We start from the raw sequence: 22,240 nt of genomic DNA on the forward strand, positions 1-22,240 counted from the left end.
ACCCCCCTTCCGTGTTGCCGGGGCTCAGGCGGTGGCGAAGCGGACGCGGCCGCCTATGTCCACCGTGCCGTCCGGGCCCGGGGCCGTGAGGATCTGGGAGCCCGCACCCTGGGTGATGTTGAGGGCGCGGTTCAGCTCGGCCGTCAGCAGGATCGCCGCCGAACCGGTGGCCTCGTCCTCGACGATCGCCCCGTCGGGGCGGCGCGGGAAACCGCGGGCCCTGATCCGGCCCGCGGCCTCGTCCTCCCACGCCCAGGCGTACAGCCAGCCCTCGCCCGGGGGCGGGCCGGGCAGGGCGTCGACCGCGGCGGCGTCGGCGTACTGCTCGGTGCGCTTGCCCTCGACCCACTCGGGGCGGGCGGTGATCCAGGTGAACTCCCCGTCGTCGCGCGCCCATACGGCGCCCGCCGGGGGCTGCAGCTCCTCGATGTCGAGCAGCCACGCGACGCCGACCAGCGGGTGCCCGGCGAAGGACATCCGGGTGCCGGGGGTGCGGATGTCGACGATCCCGCGCTCGGGATCGTCGACGAACACCGTCTCGCTGTAGCCGAGTTCGGCGGCCAGCGCCTGCCGGGACGCGTCGTCGGGGCAGGACCGGCCGTCGCGTACGACGCCGAGCGTGTTGCCGTGGCTGCCGTCACCCGCGCAGAAGACCCTCAGGACGTCGAGATCGTTCACGCGGGAATTGAAGCACGGGTCAGCTCTGGGCGGTGCGGCGCCTGCGCGCGGCGAACACCGCGCCCGCGCCCGCGGCGACGATGAGCCCGGAGGCGCCGAGCAGCGCGCCGGCCGGGATCTCGGCGCCGGTGGCGGCGAGGCCGCCCCCGACGGTGCCGCCGCCTCCGGTGGTACCGGCGCCGCCCGTGCTGCCGCCCGTGTTGCCGCCCGTGCCGGCCGGGCTCGTGGGCAGGACGGCGCCCTTGGTCACGGAGACGGTCAGGTTGACGTCGTCCGCGCGGGTGCCCGGCGGGTACATGGAGCCGGTGGCGTCGTTGGCGAAGGCCGCCGCGCCTTCCGCGGTGAGCGCGGTGCGGACGGCGTTCAGGGTGAGGACGCCGTTGTCGGTCTTGTACTCGGCCTTGGAGAGGTCGAGCGTGGCGAAGGGGATGTTCGCCTTGACCCCGGCGGCCGTCTTCACGTCCAGGACCAGCGTGCCCTTGGCGCCCTCCGCGGTGATGCGGACGTTGCCGAAGGTCATGTCGATGCCGTGGGCCGCGTACTGGAAGCGGAGGTTGCCGGCGAAGGCGGCGTTCAGCTTCCGCGCCTTGGTGTCGAGGGTGCCCTTGCCTCCGGCGAAGGCGAAGCTGTCGCCGTTCGCGACCGCCCCGTCGGTGGGGGTGACGGTGCCGCCCGCGCGCTGGACGTACTGGCGGAAGGACTCCTTGACGCCCCAGGCCAGCTTGCCGTCGAGGACCTGCTGGGGGCCGCCGGTCGCCGGGGAGCTGGTGGAGGCGGAGGGGGTGGGAGAGGCCGGCTTCGACGGGGAGGCGGAGGCCGACGGGGACGCGGACGCCGACGGCGACGGGGAGGAGGAGGCCGAGGCGGACGGGGAGGGGCTGTGGGAGGGCGGCGGCGGGAACTCCAGTACGGCCGTCAGCGGGTCGCCCGCCTTGTCCTTGTAGCCGTCCGACCCGAGCAGCTTGGCGGCATCCTCCGTCAGGGTGGTGGCCAGGCCGGACATGGACGGCCCGGTGAAGGCGACCTTCGCGAAGCCGACGTCCTTCGTGAGCTTGCCGTCCCGGGTGACGTCGACGATCAGCAGCTTCTTGCCGGTGTCGATGCGGAGGTTGGCGAGCTTGACCTCGAAGTGGTGCGCGGCCGAGGTGAAGGTGACGCTGCCCTTGAAGGCGGCGGTCACGAGGTGGGTGGCCGGGTCGTACTGGCCGGTGGCGGAGACGAAGGTGAAGCCGTTGGCCGTCTTCTTCGCGCCGTCCGCGACGGTGATCTGGCCCTGGGCGATGGTCGTGACGTAGGTGCGGTAGCTCTCCAGGACGCCCCAGTCGAGGGTGCCGCCGAGGACCGGGATCGTCGCGGGGGCGCCCTGCGCGGCGGGGGCGGCGGGGGCGCTGCCCGCCGCGGTGGCGGGGAGGACCAGGGCGGTGGCTCCGATCGCCACGGCGGTGGCCACGGCGGCCGCGAGGGCGAGGGGACGGCGGGTCGATGACATGGCGGGTCTCCTGAACGGGGGTGAAGGAGGCGGATCCCTGCGGGGCAGGGCGAAGCCGAGCCCCGGCGGTGCGGGGCCCTGCGGGGCTTGGACGGGTGTACGGGTGTACGGCTGTACGGGGCGTGCGGGCTGGGCGGTTCGGGCGAGCCCGGCCCCGCGCGGCGGGGGTGGCGCGGGGGCCGGGCGGACGGTAGGTGCGCGGATCAGCCGCGCGGGGCGCCCCCGTCGTCCCCGGAGGGGCCCGGGGAGTCGGAGGAGTCGGGCTTCCCGGCTGCCGGAGCGGCCGGGGCTTCGGCGCTCGGGGCCGGAGTTGCGGCGCCCGGGGCCGGAGTTGCGGTGCCCGCGCCCGGGGCCGGGGCTTCGGCACCCGGGGTCGGGGCCGGAGTTGCGGCGCCCGGGGCCGGGGTCGGGGCGGGCTCCGCCTGGGCGGGTCGGTTCTTGCGGGTGCGGAGGGTCAGGAAGACGGCTCCGCCCACGAGGACGAGGACGGCTGCGGCCAGGGCGGCGTACAGGCCGGTGTTCGAGGAGGACGCGGCCGGCTGCGCGGCGGCGGGCGTGGCCGGGGCCGCGGGGGCCGACGGGGTGGCCGTGGAGCCGAGGTTCGGGAGGGCCGGGAGCTTCGCGGCCCCGTCGAGGGCGACCGCGAGGGAGACGGGGTCCATCTCGGTGCCGGCCTTGTACATGGAGTTGAAGGCCTGGGCTCCGCCCTCCGTCAGGGTGGCCGGGGCTTCGGCGAGGGTGGCGAGGCCGCCCGCGGCCGTGAGGCCCTTGGCGTCGAACTCTACGAGCGGGACGGCGGGCTTGGTGTCCGTGCCGGTGGTGACGTCCGCGGACAGCACGCCCTTGCCGTTCTCCACCTTGGCCGTGAGCTTCGCGAGCTTCAGGTCGAGGTGGGCCCCGGTGAAGTGCACGGAGCCGGCGAAGGCGGCGTCGAGGATGCCCTTCGCGGGGTCGTAGACGCCCTTGCCCTGCGGGAAGCGGAACAGCGCCCCGCCGTCCTGGGCGCCGTCGGCGAGCTCCCACTTGCCCTGGCCGATGGAGCCGGAGACGTACTCGCGGAAGGTGCGCCGCACCCCCCAGTCCACGGCGGCGTCGGTGAACTGCCCGGCGGCCTGCGGGGACGGGGAGCCGGCCGGAGTGCTGGGCGAGGACGCCGGCGGGGCGGGCTGTTCGGCCGCCGGGGCCTTGACGTCCACGGAGAGCGAGACCGGGTCGAGCTGCGCGCCGGCCGCGTAGTAGCCGGCGAAGGCCTTGGCGCCCTGGTCGGTGAGGGTGGCCGGGACGTTCGCGAGGGCGACGGGGCTGGTGCCGCCCTTCATGTTCACCCCGCCCAGGTTCAGCTTGGCGAAGGGCACTTGGGAGGCGGTGGTGACCGCTCCGCCCTCCTTGGCCTTGCTGGAGACGTCCACGTAGAGGGTGCCGCTGCCGCCGCTGATCTTGACGGTGGGGCGGCTGACGCTCATGTCCAGCTCGTACGTGCCGTCCGCCTTCTGGTGGCCCTGGAAGGTGACGCCGCCGCTGAAGGAGGCTTCCAGGGAGCCGCTGTCCGGGTCGTAGGAGCCGCTGGCGGAGTGGAAGCGGAACAGGCTGCCGCCGGCCGTGGCGGCTCCGTTCCTCAGCTTGAACGCGCCCTTCGCGACCGGCCCGGTGACGTAGCTCTGGAAGGAGGACTTGATGCCCCAGTCGAGCCGCCCGCCCTCCACGGTCCGGCCTGCGGCCTGGGCTGCGGGCGCCGGGAGCAGGACGGCACCCAGGGCGGCCAGGGTCGCCAGCAGGGCGACGGCGGACGCGCGGACGGGTCTAGCGGGCATGAATGTCCCCTCCAGGGTCTAGCGAGCGAGGTTAGGCTAACCTAAGCTACGTTCGGCCGGGTGTGAAACCCCCTGGCACCCGGAACCCGAACCGGGTCTCCACCACCAGCGAACCGGGTCCACCACCCCAGTCGGACGATCAGGACGGTGCCTTCGTGCCTACGCCCGCCGCGTCAACCCGCATGTCCCGCTTCGCCGTCGCCCTGACCTCCGTGGTCCTGGCACTCGGCGTGAGCGCCTGCGGAGGTACGGCCGCCCCCTCCCCCGCCACCGGAGCCGGCGCCCCGGCCCTCCCCGACCGGGTGGAACCCCTCGCCCAGGCGCCCGTGCCCGCGCTTCCGGCGACCGTGGCCTCGGCGGACGGCGTCCAGGTGACCGTCACCTCGGCGGACCGGGTGATCCCGCTGACCGGCGGCCTCAGCGAGATCGTGTACACCCTCGGGCTGGGCCCCAAGGTCGTCGCCAAGGACATCACCGCCACCTTCGAACAGGCGGCGGAGCTCCCGGTGGTGACGCGGGGCCACGAGGTCTCCGCCGAGAGCGTGCTGTCGCTCCGTCCGACCCTGGTGCTGGCCGAGACCACCTCCGGCCCCGCCGAAGCGATCGCCCAGATCCGCGACGCGGGCATCCCGCTGCTGGTGGTGGCCCCGGCCAAGTCCCTGGACGACGTGGCGAAGCGGACCGACGCCGTCGCCGCCGCGCTCGGCGTCAAGGAGGCCGGCGCGCAGCTCAACCAGCGCACCGCCGACCGCATCGCCGCCGCCCGCAAGGCCCTGCCCGCCTCGGGCAAGAAGCCCCGCGTGGCCTTCCTCTACCTGCGCGGCACCGCCTCCGTGTACCTGATGGGCGGCTCCGACTCCGGCGCCGGTTCCCTGCTGGAGGCGGCCGGCGCGCTGGACACGGGCCCGGAGTCCGGGCTCGGCAAGGACTTCACCCCGATCACCAGCGAGGCCCTCGCGGCCGCCGCGCCCGACGCCATCCTCGTCATGTCCAAGGGCCTGGAGTCCGTCGGCGGCGTGGACGGGCTGGTCAAGATCCCGGGCGTGGCCCAGACCCCGGCGGGCATGGACCGCCGGGTGGTCACCGTCGACGACGGGGTCCTGCTCAACTACGGCCCGCGCACCGACCAGGTCCTGGCCTCCCTCATCACCCAGCTCTACGGCAAGGCCTCCTGACGTGCCCCTCTCCTACGAAGCCCCCGGGACGCCGCCCCCGGCGGACCCCCTTCCCGCTCCCGAGCGGGCGGCGTCCCGGGCCGTCCCCACCGCCGCCGGCGCACCGCCCCGGCGGCGGTGGGGTTCCGCCTGGCTCACCGGCGGACTGGCCGTCGTACTCGTGCTCCTCGCGCTGGTCTCCGCCGGAGTCGGCGCCTACGAGATCCCGCTCGGGGAGGTCGTCGGGTCGGTGCAGCACCGCCTCGGCCTCGGGGGCGCCGCCCTCGACCGGGTCGGGGAGAGCGTGCTGTGGAACGTACGGCTGCCGCGCGTGGTGCTCGCGCTGCTCGTCGGGGCGAGCCTCGGCTGCGCCGGGGCGCTGATGCAGGGGGTGTTCGGCAATCCGCTGGCCGAGCCCGGGGTCATCGGGATCTCGGCGGGCGCGGCCGTCGGCGCGGTGGCCGCGATCGGGCTGGGCCTGAGCTTCTTCGGCAACTGGACCATCACCGCCTGTGCGTTCGTCGCGGGGCTGGTCACCGTCGGCGCCGTCTACCTGCTGTCCCGCAACGGCGGGAAGACCGAGGTGGTCACCCTCATCCTGACCGGCATCGCCGTCAACGCCTTCGCGGGCGCCCTGATCGGCCTGTTCGTGTTCTTCGCGGACAGCGGCCAGGTCAACCAGATCACCTTCTGGCAGCTCGGCTCCCTCGCCCAGGCCACCTGGCCCAAGGTGCTGGCCGTCCTCCCCTGTGCGCTGGCCGGCCTGCTGGTCGCCCCCTTCTACGCGGGCAAGCTGGACCTGCTGTCCCTCGGCGAGCGCCCCGCCCGCCACCTCGGCGTCGACGTGGAGCGGCTGCGCCTCGCGCTGATCCTGGTCGTCGCGCTGCTCACCGCGGCGGCCGTCGCCGTGGCCGGGATCATCACCTTCGTCGGGCTGCTCGTGCCGCACCTGCTGCGCATGGCCAACGGTCCGGGCCACCGCTTCCTGGTGCCCGGCAGTGCGCTCGCCGGAGCCGTGGTGCTGGTCGCCGGGGACCTGGCCGCCCGGACCCTCGCCCAGCCCGCCGAGCTGCCGCTCGGCGTCCTGACCGCCCTGCTCGGCAGCCCGTTCTTCTTCTGGCTGCTGCGCCGCACCCGCCGCAAGCAAGGAGGCTGGGCATGAGCGCCCTGTTCGCCGCCCTCCGCAGGAACAAGCGCACCGTTCCCGCCCGGCCGGCCCCCGGCGCGACGCTCGCCGAGGTCACGGACCTGCGGCTGCGGCTCGGTGGGCGCGAGGTGCTCGCCGGGATCGGGCTGACCGTGCGGGCCGGGGAGGTGCTGGCCCTGGTCGGGCCGAACGGCGCGGGCAAGTCCACCCTGCTGGCGGCCCTGTCCGGGGACCTGCCGGCCGGCTCCGGGGAGGTGCGGATCGACGGGCGCCCGGTGGGCGGCTGGCCGGCTCCCGAGCTGGCCCTGCGCCGGGCGGTGCTCCCCCAGTCGGCCGAACTGGCCTTCCCCTTTCCCGTGGAGGACGTCGTACGGATGGGCCGGGCCCCCTGGGCGGGCACCGGGACGGCCGACGGCGACGAGGAGGCGGTGGCCGCCGCCATGGCCGCCACCGAGGTGACGGGCTTCGCGGCCCGCCCGTTCTCGGGGCTCTCCGGCGGCGAGCGGGCCCGGGTCGCGCTGGCCCGCGTCCTGGCCCAGGGGGCCCCGCTGCTGCTGCTCGACGAACCGACGGCGGCGCTGGACCTGCGCCACCAGGAGCTGGTGCTGCGGATCTGCCGGGACCGGGCGGCGGCCGGGGACGGGGTGGTGGTGGTCCTGCACGACCTGGGCCTGGCGGCGGCGTACGCGGACCGGGTGGCCGTCCTGCACGACGGCCGGATCGCGGTGGACGGCCCGCCCGCGGAGGTGTTCGAGGACGGGCTGCTGAGCCGGGTCTACCGCCAGCCGGTGGAGGTGCTCCCGCACCCGCGCACCGGGGCGCCGCTGGTGGTCCCCGTACGGGACGGCGAGCCGGAGCAGCCCGGCGGCGAGCGTTCCGCAGTACGGAACGGCCGGCTGGGTTTGACCTCTGCTTGACCCGGCCATGGGGTCGGCGTGGGGCACCCGTGACGGCCCCGTGTCCGGCCCCGAAATGTGTGGGCTGTATCACTGGACGTGCGGGTATGGGTCAGGTAAGCCTCGGTTAAGTTAGGTCCGCCTCACCGGCTGCCCCCAACCGATCGGGGCGGTCGTCTGCCGAACGCCAGACTGCCAGGAGCCCCCTATGCGCCCCGTCCGCCTCACCGTCGTCACCGCGGCCGCCGTCGCGGCCGCCCTCACCGCGGTCACCGGCTGCTCCGAGAAGAGCGACGCGTCCGGCGACGGCACCATCAAGGTGGCGGCCACCGACTCCTCCTGCGAGGTCTCCACCAAGGAGTTCCCCGCGGGCAAGGTCGCCTTCGAGGTCGAGAACAAGGGCTCCAAGGTCACCGAGCTCTACGTCCTCTTCCCCGACGACCGCATCGTCGCCGAGCGCGAGAACATCGGCCCCGGCACCAAGGCCACCATCACCGCCGAGCTCAAGGCCGGCGACTACGAGATCGCCTGCAAGCCCGGCATGAAGGGCGACGGCATCCGCCAGAGCGTCAAGGCCACCGGCTCGGGCGAGGCCGTGAAGCGCAGCCCCGAGGCCGACGCCGCGGTCGCCGCGTACCGCAAGTACGTGCAGGAGCAGGCCGACGAGACCATCCCGAAGGCGCAGGTCTTCGCGGACGCGGTCAAGGCCGGCGACGTCGAGGCCGCGAAGAAGGCGTACGCCCCCTCGCGCATCGGCTGGGAGCGCACCGAGCCGGTCGCCGAGTCCTTCGGCGACATCGACCCGAAGGTCGACGTCCGCGAGGACGGCCTGGAGGCGGGCCAGGACCCGGAGAAGGACTGGACCGGCTGGCACAAGCTGGAGAAGTCCCTCTTCGAGGGCAACAAGATCGACGACAACGACAAGAAGCTCGCCGAGACCCTGATGGCCGACCTGGCCGTGTGGCAGAAGAAGGTCGGCGAGGCGGAGATCACCCCCACCTCGATGGCGAACGGCGCCAAGGAGCTCCTCGACGAGGTCGCCACCGGCAAGGTGACGGGTGAAGAAGAGCGCTACAGCCACACCGACCTGGTCGACTTCAAGGCCAACGTCGAGGGCGCGGAGAAGGCGTACGAGCTGCTCAAGCCGGTCACCTCGAAGACGGACCCGGCGCTCACCGCCGAGCTGGACAAGCAGTTCGCCGCGCTGAACAACCTGCTGGAGAAGTACCGCCCGAACAAGGCCGCCTACGAGTTCGTCTCGTACGACAAGGTCGGCGAGGCCGAGCGCAAGGAGCTCTCCGACGGCGTCAACGCGCTGGCCGAGCCGCTCTCGAAGCTCGCTGCCGCGGTCGCGAAGTAACTCCGGATCAGCAGAGCAGGCGGGAGATCCTCACATGAGCGAGTCGGTGTCCGGGCAGGAGCCCGTGCAGGACGAGGCGCAGGCCGCGCTCGATGCCGCGCCGGAGCAGCAGCCGGGCGCGGGTGCGCCCTCGCGCCGGGCCGTCCTCGGCTGGGGCGGCGCGGGCCTCGCGCTCGGCGCGGCGGCGGCCGGCGGTACGGCCGTCGCCCTGTCCTCGGGCTCCGACATGGTCTCGGCGGCCGCGGCCGGCGCGGCCGTACCGTTCCACGGTGAGCACCAGGCCGGCATCGCCAGTGCCGTCCAGGACCGCCTGCACTTCGCGGCCTTCGACGTGAAGACGAAGGACCGTGCCGAGCTGGTCCAGCTCCTGAAGGACTGGACCGCGGCGGCCCGGCTGATGACGGCCGGCCAGCCGGTCGGCGAGGGCGGCTACGGCGGCCTCCCGGAGGCCCCGCCGGACGACACGGGCGAGGCGCTGGGCCTGAAGGCCTCCCGCCTCACCCTGACCATCGGTTTCGGGCCGGGCCTGTTCGCCAAGGGCCGCTTCGGCCTGGAGGGCAAGCGCCCCGGCGCCCTGATCGACCTGGAGCTCTTCCCCGGCGACAACCTCGACCCGGCCCGCTCCGGCGGCGACCTGTGCGTGCAGGCCTGCGCCGACGACCCGCAGGTCGCGGTGCACGCCATCCGCCAGCTCGCCCGCATCGGCTTCGGCAAGACGGCGGTGCGCTGGTCGCAGCTGGGCTTCGGCAAGACCTCGTCGACCACGCCCGACGAGCAGACCCCGCGCAACATGATGGGCTTCAAGGACGGCACCCGGAACATCGCCGGCACCGACAAGGCCGCCCTGGACAAGCACGTGTGGGTCGGCGCCGGCGACGGCAGCGACTGGCTGACCGGCGGCTCGTACCTCGTGGCGCGCCGGATCCGGATGAACATCGAGACGTGGGACCGCACGCCCCTGGGCGAGCAGGAGGACATCTTCGGCCGCGACAAGGGCGAGGGTGCCCCCGTGGGCAAGTCCAAGGAGCGCGACGAGCCGTTCCTGAAGGCGATGAAGCCGGAGGCGCACGTCCGCCTCGCGCACCCGGACTCCAACGACGGTGCGACGATCCTGCGCCGCGGCTACTCCTTCACCGACGGCACGGACGGACTGGGCCGCCTCGACGCGGGCCTGTTCTTCCTCGCCTACCAGCGCGACGTGCGCACGGGCTTCGTGCCGATCCAGCGCAAGCTGGCGAAGTCCGACGTCCTCAACGAATACATCCAGCACGTGGGTTCGGCCGTCTTCGCCGTCCCGCCGGGCGTCCGCGACAAGGACGACTGGTGGGGCCGGACGCTGTTCGCGTAAGGGACCGGGAGAACCGAAGTGTTCAGCAACTATCTGATCGGGCTGCGCGAGGGACTGGAAGCCAGCCTCGTCGTCTGCATCCTCATCGCCTACCTGGTCAAGACCGGGCACAAGGACAGGCTGGCGCCGCTGTGGCTGGGCGTCGGCCTGGCCGCCGCCCTGTCCCTGGCCTTCGGCGCGGGCCTGGAGTTCGGCACGCAGGAACTGACCTTCAAGGCGCAGGAGGCGATCGGCGGCAGCCTGTCGATCGTCGCGGTCGGCCTGGTCACCTGGATGGTCTTCTGGATGAAGCGCACCGCGCGGCACCTGAAGGCCGAGCTCCACGGCAAGCTCGACGCGGCGCTCGCGATGGGCACCGGCGCCCTGGTGGCGACGGCGTTCCTGGCCGTGGGCCGGGAGGGCCTGGAGACCTCGCTGTTCGTGTGGCGCTCGGTGCACGCGGCCGGTGACGGCGCGGGCCCGCTGATCGGCGTGCTGCTCGGCATCGGGTCGTCGATCCTCCTGGGCTGGCTGTTCTACCGGGGCGCGCTGAAGATCAACCTGTCGAAGTTCTTCACCTGGACCGGCGCCATGCTGGTCGTGGTCGCCGCGGGCGTCCTCGCGTACGGCGTCCACGACCTCCAGGAGGCCGACTTCCTGCCGGGTCTGACCGACAAGGCCTTCGACGTCAGCTCGGCGATCCCGCCGGACAGCTGGTACGGGACCCTGCTCAAGGGCACCCTCAACTTCCAGCCGGACCCGACCGTGCTCCAGGTCATCGTGTGGGCCCTGTACCTGGTCCCGGTGCTCGCCCTGTTCCTGGCTCAGGCTCCGGGCAAGCGCACCGGGCCGAAGGCCGGACCGAAGCCGGAGCCGAGCGGCTCCTGACTCACCACAGCCTGTCGATCGTCCCCGGGTAGAGGGGGACGCGGATGCCGGTGAAGGCCGCGCGGACCCCGTCCGCGCGGCCTTCGCCGTCCCCGGCGCGGACCGGGAACGCCCCGAGCACGGTCTTGTCCATGCCCGGGGCGTCCGTGGCGAGCGGCTCCGCGGGGGTGCCGCCGACCAGGACCGTGCCGGGCAGCACCTCGAACCCGGCCGCCTCGTAGAACGGGACCAGCTCCCGGTCGCAGCTGAACAGCGCCAGGTCCACCCCCGGATCGGCGGCGAGCAGGGCGCGGGCGGCCGCGACCAGCCGGCCCCCGTACCCGCGGCCCCGTACGTCGGCCCGGGTCACCACGCCGCTCAGCCCGGCCGCGCGGTACGTCCGCCCGTCCGCGAGCCGGACCGGCTTGTGGAGCAGCGCCAGGCTGGCGGCGACCCGCCCGCCGGCGTCCAGCAGCAGGACCGCGCGCGGGGCGAGCGCCGGGTCGTGCCCGGGGGACGACCCGGGCCATGCCTGCGCCTCCAGGGCCGCCACCTGCTCGGCGAGCCCGGAGGGCAGGGCTTCGTAGGTCTCGATGGACCCCTCGGTTCCCACTACGGGATCAGCGCCCCCGCGCCGCCCACCCGGACCCGGTCGTCGCCGGAGCGCAGCTCGACGGTGAGCACGCCCGGGCGGCCCATATCCTCGCCCTGGTGGAGGGTCAGGACGGCGTCGGCCGGGACCAGCCCGAGCTCGCGCGCGTACGCCCCGAAGGCGGCCGCGGCAGCGCCGGTCGCCGGGTCCTCGACGACTCCGCCGACCGGGAAGGGGTTGCGTACGTGGAACTCCGCCGGGCCCGCCCGGTACACGAGCTGGGCGGTGACCAGGTCGAGGCGGCGCATCAGTGCCTCCAGCCGGGCGAAGTCGTAGTCGAGGTCCGCGAGCCGGGCCCGGGTGCCGGCGCCGAGCACCAGGTGGCGGGCGCCGGCGTAGGCGATCCGCGGCGGGAACGCCGGGTCCAGGTCGGCGGCCGGCCAGTTCAGCGCGGCCAGGGCCTCGGCGAGGTCGGCCGGGTCCAGGTCCTCGGTGTGCGGCTCGACGCTGGTCAGGGTGGCGCGCAGGCCGTCCCCCTCGCGGGTCACCGAAACCGGTACGGTGCCCGCCGCGGTCGCGAACAGCAGCTCGCCGGGGCCGACCCGCTCGCCGAGGGCAACGGCGGTGGCCACGGTGGCGTGCCCGCAGAAGGGGACCTCCATCTTGGGGCTGAAGTAGCGCGCGGAGAAGGCCCTCCCGGGCTCGCCGCCGAGGCCCTCGGGCGGAGCGGTGAGGAAGGCCGTCTCGCTGTAGTCCAGCTCGGCGGCGATCCTCAGCATGGCGGCCTCGTCGAGGCCCGCGGCGTCGAGGACGACACCGGCGGGGTTGCCGCCGGCCGGGTCGTCGGAGAAGGCGGTGTAGCGCAACACGTCTGTCATGATCGACTCAACGGCCGCGCCCGGCCCGGCATTCCCGGGTCCGGGGCGTATCCGCAGGCCGGAAAAGGGGAAGGCCCCGGTCCGGCGGAGAACCGGGTCAGCCGCGCCCGATGTACGGCATCGCCGTCGCCATCACCGTCGCGAACTGCACGTTCGCCCCGAGCGGGAGCTCCGCCATGTGCAGCACGGTGCGCGCCACGTCGGAGGCGTCCATGACGGGCTCCACCGCGAGCTGTCCGTTGGCCTGCATGATCCCGGTCTGCATCCGCTCGGTCATCTCGGTGGCCGCGTTGCCGATGTCGATCTGCCCGCACGCGATCCCGTACGGGCGCCCGTCCAGCGACAGGGACTTCGTCAGGCCGGTCATGGCGTGCTTGGTCGCGGTGTACGCGATCGAGTTCGGCCGGGGGACGTGCGCGGAGATGGAGCCGTTGTTGATGATGCGGCCGCCCTGCGGGTCCTGGGCCTTCATCACCCGGAAGGCCGCCTGCGCGCAGAGGAAGGAGCCGGTGAGGTTGACGTCGACCACCGAGCGCCAGGCCTCGTAGGAGATGTCCTCCAGCGGGACTCCGGCCGGGCCGAAGGTGCCGGCGTTGTTGAAGAGCAGGTCGACCCGCCCGTAGCGCTCGCGGACGGTCTCGAACAGCGACGCCACGGCGTCCGGATCGCTGACGTCGGCCGGGACGCACAGCACGTCCGCGTCCGGGTGGGCGGCCCTGGCGGCCTCGGCGGTCTCTTCCAGCGGCCCGATCCTGCGGCCGGCCGCCGCCACGGCCCATCCGGCGGCGGCGAGGGTGAGGGCCACGGAACGGCCGATCCCGGATCCGGCTCCGGTCACTACGGCGATCTGCTTCACACGTGCGTTCATGGGGCCGCAGGCTACGTCACATGCGGCTCCCGTCCCGGAACGTTCCGATTGCTGAGAGCATGGGGCGGCAGGGGTGCTGAGAAATGACGATAAGACTGGAGTGTCCGCATGTCGGAGAGAGGCCCCGCGACCGCGCCCTCGAAGGACGAGTCGCCCTCGACCCCCTCCCCTTCCCCCACTTCCACCCCCTCCCTCACCGCGCCCCTGACGGCCGCCCGCCGGACGGGACTGCTCGTCACCTTCATCCTCGGCGGGCTCACCGCACTGCCCCCGCTGTCCATGGACATGTACCTGCCGGCCCTGCCGACGGTGACCACGGCCCTGGACAGCCCGGCCGCGACCGTCCAGCTCACGCTCACCGCCTGCCTCGCCGGCATGGCCCTCGGCCAGCTCGTGATCGGCCCGATGAGCGACAAGTGGGGCCGCCGGCGCCCCCTGCTCATCGGCATGGTCGTCTACGTCCTCGCCACGGCCATCTGCGCCTTCGCCCCGACCGTCGAGCTGCTGATCGCCTTCCGGCTGCTCCAGGGCCTGGCCGGCGCGGCCGCGATCGTGATCGCGCGGGCCGTCGTACGCGATCTGTACGACGGGGTCGAGATGGCCCGGTTCTTCTCCACCCTGATGCTCATATCCGGCGTGGCCCCGATCATCGCCCCGCTGATCGGCGGCCAGGTGCTGCGCTTCGCCGACTGGCGCGGGGTGTTCCTCGTCCTCACCGTCGTGGGGACCCTGCTGACCCTCCTGGTCTGGCGGAAGCTCGGCGAGACGCTGCCGCCCGAGCGGCGCCAGACCGGCGGCGTCGGCGCCGCGCTGCGGACCATGCGCGGGCTGTTCGCCGACCGGGTCTTCGCCGGCTACACGCTGGCCGGCGGCTTCGCCTTCGCGGCGCTGTTCGCGTACATCTCCGCCTCGCCGTTCGTCGTGCAGGAGATCTACGGCGCTTCGGCCCAGACCTTCAGCCTGCTGTTCGGCGTCAACTCCCTCGGCCTGATCGCGGTGGGCCAGATCAACGGCAAGCTGCTCGTCGGCCGGGTCAGCCTGGACAAGGTGCTGGGGTACGGGCTCGCGGTCATCGCGGCGGCCTCCGTCGCCCTGCTCCTCATGACCGCCGGGGTCTTCGGCGAGGTCGGGCTCTTCGCGATCTGCGCCGGGCTGTTCGTCCTGATGTCCGCGATGGGCCTGGTGCTGCCGAACACCAACGCGCAGGCCCTGATGCGCGCCCCGCACGCGGCCGGCTCGGCCTCCGCCCTGCTCGGCACCTCCTCCTTCCTGGTCGGGGCCGTGGCCTCCCCGCTGGTCGGCATCGCGGGTGAGGACACGGCCGTACCGATGGCCCTGGTCCAGGCGGCCTGCTCCTTCCTGGCGGTCCTCTGCTTCACCGCCCTGTGCCGCCCCTGGCGCGGCCGGACGGCGGCGGCGCCGACGGCCTGACCGGACGGGCCGGCGGCGGGGCCGGACCGGGGGTTCTTCCCCGGCCCGGCCCCGCCGCCCGCCGCCCGTAAACTTGGCGGGTGAACGACACCGCCACCACCACCGCCGAAACCCTGCGCAGCGCCCTCGCCGGGCTGCTCGAAGGCCTCCCGCAGAAGCAGGCCACGGCCGCCGTGGAGCGGCTGATCGCCAACTACCGCGGCACGATCCCGACCAACGCCCCCGTCCTGCGCAACCGCTCCGACGTGGCCGCGTACGCGGCGTACCGGATGCCCGCCACCTTCGAGGCCGTACGGTCCGCCCTGGACGGGCTCGCCGAGGCGGCCCCGGACTGGTCCCCGGCCTCGCACGTGGACGTGGGCGGCGGCACCGGCGCGGCGGCCTGGGCCACGGACGCCACCTGGGGCGGGCCGCGCGAGACGGCCGTACTGGACTGGGCGGATCCGGCGCTGGTGCTCGGCAAGGAGCTGGCCGCGGCCTCCTCCTCCGCCGCGCTGCGGGCCGCCGAGTGGCGGCAGAGCGTCATCGGGGCCGGGATGACACTGCCCGGCGCGGACCTGGTGACGGTCTCGTACGTGCTGGGCGAACTGACCCCGGAGGCCCGCCGCGAGGTGGTCGCCGAGGCGGCGCGGGCCGGTCAGGCCGTGGTGGTGGTCGAGCCGGGCACGCCCGAGGGGTACCTGCGCATCCGCGAGGCCCGCGACCAGCTGATCGAGGCCGGGCTGCGGGTCGCCGCCCCGTGCCCGCACGACGGGACCTGCCCCATCGAGATCGGCAAGGACTGGTGCCACTTCTCGGCCCGGGTCAGCCGGTCCTCGCTGCACCGCCAGGTCAAGGGCGGCTCCCTCTCCTACGAGGACGAGAAGTTCAGCTACGTGGCCGCGACCCGCTTCCCGGTGGAGCCGGCCGCCTCCCGGATCACGCGCAGGCCGCAGATCCGGAAGGGGCTGGTCCAGCTGGAGCTGTGCGGACCCGAGACCGAGGGCCAGACCCGGGTCAACGTGACCAAGCGCCACGGCGACCTGTACAAGGCCGCGCGCAACGCCGACTGGGGCCAGGAGTGGCCGCCCCCGCAGGACGAGTCCTGAGCCACCGGGGCCCCGAGGGCCTGAGCCCGGGCCGGGCCCGTGGGCCCGGCCCGGACCCGCAGGAACCCGCCGCCCCCTAGGGCCTCAGCTCCTGCGTGCAGCACTTCACGCTGCCGCCGCCCTTGAGCAGCTCCCCCAGGTCCATGGGGACCGGCTCGAACCCCCGCGCCCGCAGGGGCGCGAAGAGCCCGGCCGCCTCCTGCGGGAGCAGCACGTGCAGCCCGTCCGAGACCGCGTTGAGCCCGAGGGCGGCCGCGTCCTCGGACGTCGCGATCAGCGCGTCCGGGAAGAGCCGGCGCAGGACCGCACGGCTGCCTTCGGAGAAGGCCTCCGGGTAGTACATGACCTCGTCGCCGTCGAGCACGGACAGGGCCGTGTCCAGGTGGTAGTAGCGCGGGTCGACCAGGTCGAGACCGATGACCGGCCGGCCGAAGAACTCCTGGGCCTCGTCGTGCGAGAGCGGGCTGGAGCGGAAGCCTCGGCCGGCCAGGATGTAGGTGGCGGTGACGGCGAAGTCACCCTCGCCCTCGTTGACGTGGGACGGCTCGTGGACGTCCGGGAAGCCGTTGGCACGGAACCAGTCGAGGTGGATCTCCGCCTCGGCGGCCCGCTCGGGGTAGGCGAACCGCGCGCCCAGCACCCGGCCGTCGACGACGAGGGCGCCGTTCGCCGCGAAGACCATGTCGGGCAGTCCGCGGTCGGGGACGAGGGTCTCGACGGTGTGGCCGAGGGCCCGGTAGCGGTCGCGGAGGTCCTCCCACTGGGCCATGGCCAGGGGCAGGTCCACCGGTTTCGTGGGGTCCATCCACGGGTTGATGGAGTACGTGACCTTGAAGTGCGCGGGCGGGCACATCAGGTAGCGCCGGGGTGTGGCGTCTCTGCGCAATGAAGGCTCCTCACGGTGATGAGAAGAGAATCGTCCCTCCTCCACGGTCACCGCGCAGTGAACTGATTGGGTGGTTTACCGAACGGCTGAAAGACGAGCGGTTCACGGTTGATAAATTGCCGAAATGAGCTCCAGTCCCCTCCCCGCTCCCGGCCCCGAATCCGGACCCGACGTCTCCTCGGCCCCCCGGTCCCCGGACGCCACGCGTCGCAGCGACCGCTCGCGGCGGGCCATCCTGGACGCGGCGCTCGATCTGGTGGGTGAGGTCGGCTACAACAAGCTGACCATCGAGGCCATCGCCGCCCGCGCCGGAGTCGGCAAGCAGACCATCTACCGCTGGTGGCCGTCGAAGGCCGCGGTCCTGCTGGACGCCTCGGTCGCCCTCGCCGGCGACGCTCAGGACGAGGGGGCGTGGACCGGCTTCCCCGACACCGGGGACCTGGCCGCCGACCTGAAGTACGTACTGCGGGCGACGGTCGACGAGTTCGCCGACGAGCGGTACGCGGCCCCCGCGCGCGCCCTGACGGCGGCCGGCGCCACCGATCCCGAGCTCGGGGCACGCTTCACCGAGCAGCTGCTGGAGCCCCAGCTCGCGCTGTACGAGGAGCGGTTGCGCTCGGCCCGCGAGGCCGGTCAACTCCCTGCCGACACCGATCTGCGGCTGACCGTGGAGATGCTGCTCGGACCTTTGACCTACCGCTGGCTGCTGCGCACGGCGCCGCTCACCCACGCGTACGCGGATGCGCTGGTGGACTCGGTGCTGGCCGGGGCGGGGTGGGATAAGTCATGACCGCCTGACGGCCGGACCACCTGACGGCCGAGAACATATGGCCTGTTTCTATGGTTATGTGGGAGCCCTGGTCGGGGGGTGCGGTCACCCGGCGCCCAGGATGGTGGGAACATGTGAGGGTCTGCCGGGGCAACGGTGTAGGTGAGGGGATAGATGGGGTCTGAGTCGGGCCGCGTCACGCGCGGCGAGCAGAGCAGGATTTCCCAGTGGCTGCGCCGCAAGCCCAAACCCGACGCCGAGGACCCCGCACGAGAACGCGAGGCCCTGCTGCTGGCCGTCGCCGGAGCGGGTCTGCCGCTCTCGCCCGCCGCGCATCCGGCCGGATACCGGTGTTCGTGCGACCGGATCGGCTGTCCGACGCCCGCACGGCACCCCCTCTCCTTCGCCTGGCAGACGCAGTCCACGACGGACCGCGCCCAGGTCGAACGCTGGGCCCGCAACCAGCCCGCGGCCAACTTCATCACCGCGACGGGCATGGTCCACGACGTACTGGACGTCCCCCTGGAAGCCGGCCACAACGCGCTGGAACGCCTGCTGGCCGCCGGCATCGAGGTCGGCCCGGTCGCCGAGTCCGGCGGTACGGGCGACCAGGCCCGGATGCTCTTCTTCACCGCGACCCGGGGCACCCCCGAGGACGAGGACGAGTGGTGGCCCTGCGAACTGGACTGCCACCCCGAGACGATGGACGAGCACCCCGGGCTGCGCTGGCACTGCCGCGGCAGCTACGTCCTGGTCCCGCCGGCCGCACTGCCGGGTGACTTCTCCGTGTCCTGGCTCCGGGGCATGGAGCATCCGCTCGTCGATCCGCTGACCCTGCTGGAAACCCTCACGGACGCGTGCGCCACCTACGCCGGCGCCTCCGACCACACCCCCGCCACGGTCGCCTGGCCCCTGGGCCGCTGACCCCCTGCGCGGGGCGGCCTCCCCAGCAGTGCCGGCTGCGACCGTCGCCGCTGCGCGGGGCGGAGTTCCCCTACCCGCCCTTCCACCGTTCCCAGGGCTCCGCCCTGACCCGCACGAACCCTGGGGCTCCGCCCCAGACCCCGGTCCTCAAACGCCGGACGGCTGAACTGACTGCGGTCGGCCAGGTCGGGGACGGGGGCGGGGTGGGGTGTTGTCCGGGACGTAGAGCGTGATTTGTGGCGCTGCACGAGGCCCGGCTGTCGAATGTCGGGGTCAGGGCGCCTAAATCATGCAGTCCCGGACGACACCCCACCCCGCCCCCGTCCCCGACCCCCACCCGCAGCAGCCCTCCCCCAGTCAGTGGATCTGCGTGACGACCACGTCGAGCGACCACGCCTTGCCCGGCTTCGCGGGCGCTTCCGCCTCCACCGTGAAGCCCAGGTCGCGCAGGGCCGTCACCAGCTCCGCCGGGGACGCGGGGACCGCGCCCGCCGACAGGAGGTCGCGGACCAGGCGGCCCTTCGTGGCCTTGTTGAAGTGGCTCACCACCGACCGCTTCTCCACCCCGTCGACCATCTGCGAGTGCAGCACGCGCACCGTCGCCGTACGCCCCGCCACCTCCCCCTTCGGCTTCCAGGCGGAGGCGTACGCCGAGGACCGCAGGTCCAGGACCAGCCCCGACCCCGCCGCCTCCGGCATCACCGAAGCCATCGGTTCACGCCAGAACGCACCCAGCGCCCCCAGCCCCGGCAGCTTCACGCCCATCGAGCACCGGTAGGAGGGAATCCGGTCCCCGACCCCGACCGCCCCCCACAGACCGGAGAAGACCAGCAGGGACTCCGCGGCCAGCGCCGCCGCCTCCGGCGTCAGCGTGGACAGGCCCAGCGCGTCGTACAGGACGCCCGTGTAGATCTCCCCGGCCGGGCGGGCGACCGCCGTCAGCAGCTCCGCGTTCTTGGCGACCTCGCCGCGCAGGCCCTCGCTCAGGCCGAGCACCTCACGGGCCTTCAGCTCGTCGCCCACGCACAGCTCGACCAGCTCCTCCAGCACCGCCGCGCGGGCCGCGGCCAGCCCCGGCAGCGAGAGCTCTTCCGGCTTCAGCGGTGCGCCGGAGCCGCCGGCGGCCTTTCCTTCGGAGGGCGGCAGCAGCACGAGCACGGTGGTTCTCCTTCGGGCGGGCATGACACAGCGGCGGGGGTGCGGCCCCCGACCAGGGTAGACGGCTCGCCGCGCCGCTCGGGCCCACCGGCCATAGGCTCGGCTCATGCCACGCCGTCAAATGATCATGACCGGCGCAGACGGGGCTGCTCTGCGGGCCGCGCTGCGTGAACTGCGGACGAAGCTGGGGGTGCCGGAGGAGTTCCCGGCACCCGTACTCGCCGAGGCGGAGCGGGCGGTGCGCAGCCCCCGCCTGCCGGACTCCGACGCCACCGACATCCCCTTCTTCACGATCGATCCGCCGACCTCACGCGATCTGGACCAGGCCATGCACCTGGCGAAGCGCCCCTCCGGCGGTTACCGGGTCCACTACGCCATCGCCGACGTCGCCGCCTACGTCACTGCCGGCGGCGCCCTCGACGCCGAGGCCCACCGCCGGGTCACCACCCTCTACTTCCCCGACGAGAAGGTCCCCCTGCACCCGGCCGTGCTCTCGGAGGGCGCGGCCAGCCTGCTCCCCGACCAGACCTGCCCGGCCCTGCTGTGGCGGCTCGACCTGGATGCCGAGGGCCGCGTCGAAAGCACCGAGGTCCGCCGCGCGCTCGTCCGCAGCCGGGCCAAGCTCGACTACGACGGCGTGCAGAAGTCCATCGACGGCGGCACCGCCGAGGAGCCGCTGGCCCTGCTGAAGGACATCGGGCGGCTGCGCGAGGCCTTGGAGGCGGAGCGCGGGGGGATCTCGCTGAACGTGCCCGAGCAGGAGATCGTCGAGCACGAGGGCTCGTACCGCCTGGCCTACCGGGCTCCGCTGCCGGCCGACGGCTGGAACGCGCAGATCTCCCTGATGACCGGCATGGCGGCCGCCGAGCTGATGCTCGCCGCCGGGACCGGCATCCTACGGACCCTGCCGACCGCCCCCGACGGAGCCGTCGGGCGGCTGCGCCGGGCGGCGAAGGCCCTGCGGATCGAGTGGCCGCACCACGTCCCGTACGCGGAGCTGGTGCGCGGGCTCGATCCGGCCGGGACCGAACCCCCCGGGTGGGCGCTGGAGGCGCTCGACGCCCTGCCGAAGGAGATGGCGGACGGGACCCGGCTGGCGAACTCGGCGGAGCGGGAGGCCGTGGACCTGGTGGAGGCGGCGCTGCTCAAGGACCGCGTCGGGGAGACCTTCGAGGCGACGGTCATCGACGTCAAGGAACGGGAGCCGATGGTCGGCACGGTCCACCTGGAGGAGCCGGCGGTGATCGGCCGCGTGGAGTCCACGGCGCGGGAGCTCCCGCTGGGCGAGCGGATCCGGGTCCGGCTGACGGAGGCGGACCCGGGGCGGGCGAAGGTGCTCTTCGCACCGGCTTAGGCCCGGGGCGGATGCTCCCGCCCCGGGCCCGCTCCGGGAGCGGTCAGCGGTGGCGGAGCCAGAAGCTGACGGCGTTCAGCTCCGCGGGCTCTATGGACCAGGCGCCGGGCGCGTCGATCAGCAGGAGGCGCGGGCCCGGAGGGAGCGTGGCGATGCCGCGGCCGCGGCCGCGGCGGTGGCGGTGGAAGATGCGCTCGCGGTTGTCGTTGTTCCGGGCGGCCAGCACCTCCATGTCGCCCCGTTCCTCCTGCTTGCCGAGGTTCCTGATCTTGACGTCGAGGACGTACTGGCAGGCCAGTACGTCCGGGCCGTGCCCCTCGATCCGGTCGTGGGACAGCTCGGGGACGACCGTCACGGGCCGCAGGGTGAGCGTCCACGCGCACCGGGTGTCCACCTCCAGCCGCAGCGGGAGGTCGCCGAGGTTGCGGAAGACGGCCCGGCCCCGCAGGTCGTCGATCCGGCTGCTCATGATCGCCGTCTTGCGGCGGCCGTCGCCGTCGGGCCTCAGGAGGACCACGTCGACGTGCCCGACGCCCTCCTTCGCCACCTCGACCACGACGAAGCCGCGCGGGATCGGGGTGTCGATCTCGACCATGCCGGGGCCCGACCCGGACCACCGGATCGGCTCGAACTCCTTGCCGAACTCGAAGGGAAGCGAGTTGAGCCGCCCCGCAGCCGCCGCCTCCACAGCAACGGAGACCGGCACGGGGCCCGGCACGAAACCGGGGCCGGAGACCGGCACGGGGCACGGCACGAAACCGGGGCCGGAGACCGGCACGGGGCCCGGCACGGAAGCGAGGCCGGAGACCGGCACGGGGCCCGGCGCAGGGCCCGCGACCTTCGCGACGGCCCGGGGCTGCGGGGCCTGGGGCGACGGCAGCGGCACCGGCACCGGCACCACCGCGCTCGGCAGGGGCTCCACGACCGCCGGAGGCACCGGCGCCGGCACCGTGAAGCCGAAGTCGGTCGCCAGGCCCGGCAGCCCGGACGCGTAGCCCTGCCCCACCGCACGGAACTTCCATCCCCCGTCCCGGCGGTAGAACTCGCCCAGCAGGATCGCGGTCTCCGTCGTCGCCCCCTCCACGGCGTACAGCGCGAGCTGTTCCCCCGTGGCCGCGCCGACCGCCCGCAGGTACAGGCCCTCGACCTCCCCGAAGGTCCCGCCGTCGCAGGACGCCGCGACCACGATCCGCTCCACGCCCGGTTCGACGCGGCCGGGGTCGATCTCCAGCCAGTCCGCGGCGACCCCGCCCTCGCCCCGGGCGTCACCCGACAGCCGTACGGCGCTCCGCGCGTGCTCGGGCTGGTTGTAGAAGACCAGGTCGCCCCGGCCCCTGACCTTGCCGTCCGCCCCGACGAGCAGCGCGGCCGCGTCGACCGCGGGCGAGCCGGGTCCGTCGTCCCGGCGGACGACGGCGACGCGCATCGACTCGCCGCTGAGCGGAAGGTTGCCCCCCTTGATGATCTCTGTCATGCACGCATCCTGACAGCCCGGCCCGGCCCGGCGGCAGGTGCGGCGGCCCCGGTCCGCTGCCGGGCCGCTCTGGCCATCAGGCCCCCTGG

General features: G+C 73.8%; 20 protein-coding genes. 11 read left to right on the forward strand and 9 right to left on the reverse strand.

Annotated elements, in window-relative coordinates; all coding sequences use genetic code 11:
* Nucleotides 1–24 precede the first annotated feature (24 nt).
* The 3 genes from ACZ60J_RS15220 to ACZ60J_RS15230 all read right to left on the reverse strand — a co-directional run bounded on the left by ACZ60J_RS15220 (nt 25) and on the right by ACZ60J_RS15230 (nt 3,978).
* Nucleotides 25–678 (reverse strand): PhzF family phenazine biosynthesis protein, encoded by a 654-nt coding sequence (locus ACZ60J_RS15220; RefSeq protein ID WP_469682091.1) that lies wholly within the window; start codon nt 676–678, stop codon nt 25–27.
* 19 nt (nt 679–697) lie between these two features.
* Complete coding sequence (locus ACZ60J_RS15225; protein WP_469682093.1) at nt 698–2,167, reverse strand: HtaA domain-containing protein; 1,470 nt, start codon at nt 2,165–2,167, stop codon at nt 698–700.
* Nucleotides 2,168–2,370: 203 nt separating this feature from the next.
* Entirely contained in the window at nt 2,371–3,978 is a 1,608-nt protein-coding gene (locus ACZ60J_RS15230) for an HtaA domain-containing protein (RefSeq protein ID WP_469682095.1), read from the reverse strand.
* A gap of 182 nt (nt 3,979–4,160) precedes the next feature.
* Between ACZ60J_RS15230 and ACZ60J_RS15235 the strand changes: the two genes are divergently transcribed.
* The 6 genes from ACZ60J_RS15235 (at nt 4,161) to efeU (ending at nt 10,750) form a co-directional block, all read left to right on the forward strand.
* Nucleotides 4,161–5,153, forward strand: a complete 993-nt coding sequence (locus ACZ60J_RS15235; RefSeq protein ID WP_469682097.1) for a heme/hemin ABC transporter substrate-binding protein — start codon at nt 4,161–4,163, stop codon at nt 5,151–5,153.
* A gap of 1 nt (nt 5,154) precedes the next feature.
* Complete coding sequence (locus ACZ60J_RS15240; RefSeq protein ID WP_469682099.1) at nt 5,155–6,294, forward strand: FecCD family ABC transporter permease; 1,140 nt, start codon at nt 5,155–5,157, stop codon at nt 6,292–6,294.
* Nucleotides 6,291–7,196, forward strand: coding sequence for a heme ABC transporter ATP-binding protein (locus ACZ60J_RS15245; protein ID WP_469682101.1), 906 nt, complete (start codon nt 6,291–6,293; stop codon nt 7,194–7,196). Before ACZ60J_RS15240 ends, ACZ60J_RS15245 begins: the two co-directional genes overlap by 4 nt.
* Before the next feature lie 187 nt (nt 7,197–7,383).
* Nucleotides 7,384–8,535, forward strand: coding sequence for an iron uptake system protein EfeO (gene efeO / locus ACZ60J_RS15250; RefSeq protein ID WP_469682103.1), 1,152 nt, complete (start codon nt 7,384–7,386; stop codon nt 8,533–8,535).
* Nucleotides 8,536–8,569: 34 nt separating this feature from the next.
* Nucleotides 8,570–9,883, forward strand: coding sequence for an iron uptake transporter deferrochelatase/peroxidase subunit (gene efeB / locus ACZ60J_RS15255; protein WP_469682104.1), 1,314 nt, complete (start codon nt 8,570–8,572; stop codon nt 9,881–9,883).
* An 18-nt stretch (nt 9,884–9,901) separates the two neighbouring features.
* Nucleotides 9,902–10,750 (forward strand): iron uptake transporter permease EfeU, encoded by an 849-nt coding sequence (efeU, locus tag ACZ60J_RS15260; protein ID WP_469682105.1) that lies wholly within the window; start codon nt 9,902–9,904, stop codon nt 10,748–10,750.
* 1 nt (nt 10,751) lies between these two features.
* On the opposite strand, the gene ACZ60J_RS15265 is transcribed toward efeU, so the two are convergent.
* The 3 genes from ACZ60J_RS15265 to ACZ60J_RS15275 all read right to left on the reverse strand — a co-directional run bounded on the left by ACZ60J_RS15265 (nt 10,752) and on the right by ACZ60J_RS15275 (nt 13,067).
* A complete protein-coding gene (locus tag ACZ60J_RS15265; protein ID WP_469682107.1) occupies nt 10,752–11,342 on the reverse strand; it encodes a GNAT family N-acetyltransferase in 591 nt (196 codons plus the stop codon).
* Nucleotides 11,342–12,199: a PhzF family phenazine biosynthesis protein gene (locus ACZ60J_RS15270; RefSeq protein ID WP_469682109.1), complete on the reverse strand. Its 858-nt coding sequence runs from the start codon at nt 12,197–12,199 to the stop codon at nt 11,342–11,344. The genes ACZ60J_RS15265 and ACZ60J_RS15270 overlap by 1 nt, the downstream gene beginning before the upstream one ends.
* Nucleotides 12,200–12,296: 97 nt before the next feature.
* Entirely contained in the window at nt 12,297–13,067 is a 771-nt protein-coding gene (locus ACZ60J_RS15275) for an SDR family oxidoreductase (protein ID WP_469682111.1), read from the reverse strand.
* A gap of 108 nt (nt 13,068–13,175) precedes the next feature.
* On the opposite strand from ACZ60J_RS15275, the gene ACZ60J_RS15280 reads away from it, so the two are divergent.
* A complete protein-coding gene (locus ACZ60J_RS15280) occupies nt 13,176–14,498 on the forward strand; it encodes a Bcr/CflA family multidrug efflux MFS transporter (RefSeq protein ID WP_469682113.1) in 1,323 nt (440 codons plus the stop codon).
* Nucleotides 14,499–14,578: 80 nt separating this feature from the next.
* On the forward strand, nt 14,579–15,586 hold the full coding sequence (locus tag ACZ60J_RS15285) for a small ribosomal subunit Rsm22 family protein (protein ID WP_469682114.1): 1,008 nt from the start codon (nt 14,579–14,581) through the stop codon (nt 15,584–15,586).
* 76 nt (nt 15,587–15,662) lie between these two features.
* On the opposite strand, the gene ddaH is transcribed toward ACZ60J_RS15285, so the two are convergent.
* Entirely contained in the window at nt 15,663–16,517 is an 855-nt protein-coding gene (gene ddaH, locus ACZ60J_RS15290) for a dimethylargininase (protein ID WP_469682116.1), read from the reverse strand.
* A gap of 79 nt (nt 16,518–16,596) precedes the next feature.
* Between ddaH and ACZ60J_RS15295 the strand changes: the two genes are divergently transcribed.
* Complete coding sequence (locus ACZ60J_RS15295; RefSeq protein WP_469682118.1) at nt 16,597–17,262, forward strand: TetR/AcrR family transcriptional regulator; 666 nt, start codon at nt 16,597–16,599, stop codon at nt 17,260–17,262.
* Nucleotides 17,263–17,415: 153 nt separating this feature from the next.
* Entirely contained in the window at nt 17,416–18,165 is a 750-nt protein-coding gene (locus ACZ60J_RS15300; protein ID WP_469682120.1) for a bifunctional DNA primase/polymerase, read from the forward strand.
* Between the two features lie 357 nt (nt 18,166–18,522).
* On the opposite strand, the gene yaaA is transcribed toward ACZ60J_RS15300, so the two are convergent.
* Nucleotides 18,523–19,323, reverse strand: coding sequence for a peroxide stress protein YaaA (gene yaaA, locus ACZ60J_RS15305; RefSeq protein ID WP_469682121.1), 801 nt, complete (start codon nt 19,321–19,323; stop codon nt 18,523–18,525).
* A gap of 106 nt (nt 19,324–19,429) precedes the next feature.
* On the opposite strand from yaaA, the gene ACZ60J_RS15310 reads away from it, so the two are divergent.
* Complete coding sequence (locus ACZ60J_RS15310) at nt 19,430–20,677, forward strand: RNB domain-containing ribonuclease (RefSeq protein ID WP_469682123.1); 1,248 nt, start codon at nt 19,430–19,432, stop codon at nt 20,675–20,677.
* A 43-nt stretch (nt 20,678–20,720) separates the two neighbouring features.
* Here ACZ60J_RS15310 and ACZ60J_RS15315 read toward each other — a convergent pair whose 3' ends face one another.
* A complete protein-coding gene (locus ACZ60J_RS15315; RefSeq protein WP_469682125.1) occupies nt 20,721–22,151 on the reverse strand; it encodes a TerD family protein in 1,431 nt (476 codons plus the stop codon).
* Between the last annotated feature and the right edge of the window lie 89 nt (nt 22,152–22,240).

It is taken from the genome of Streptomyces sp. NPDC104226 (assembly GCF_055584085.1).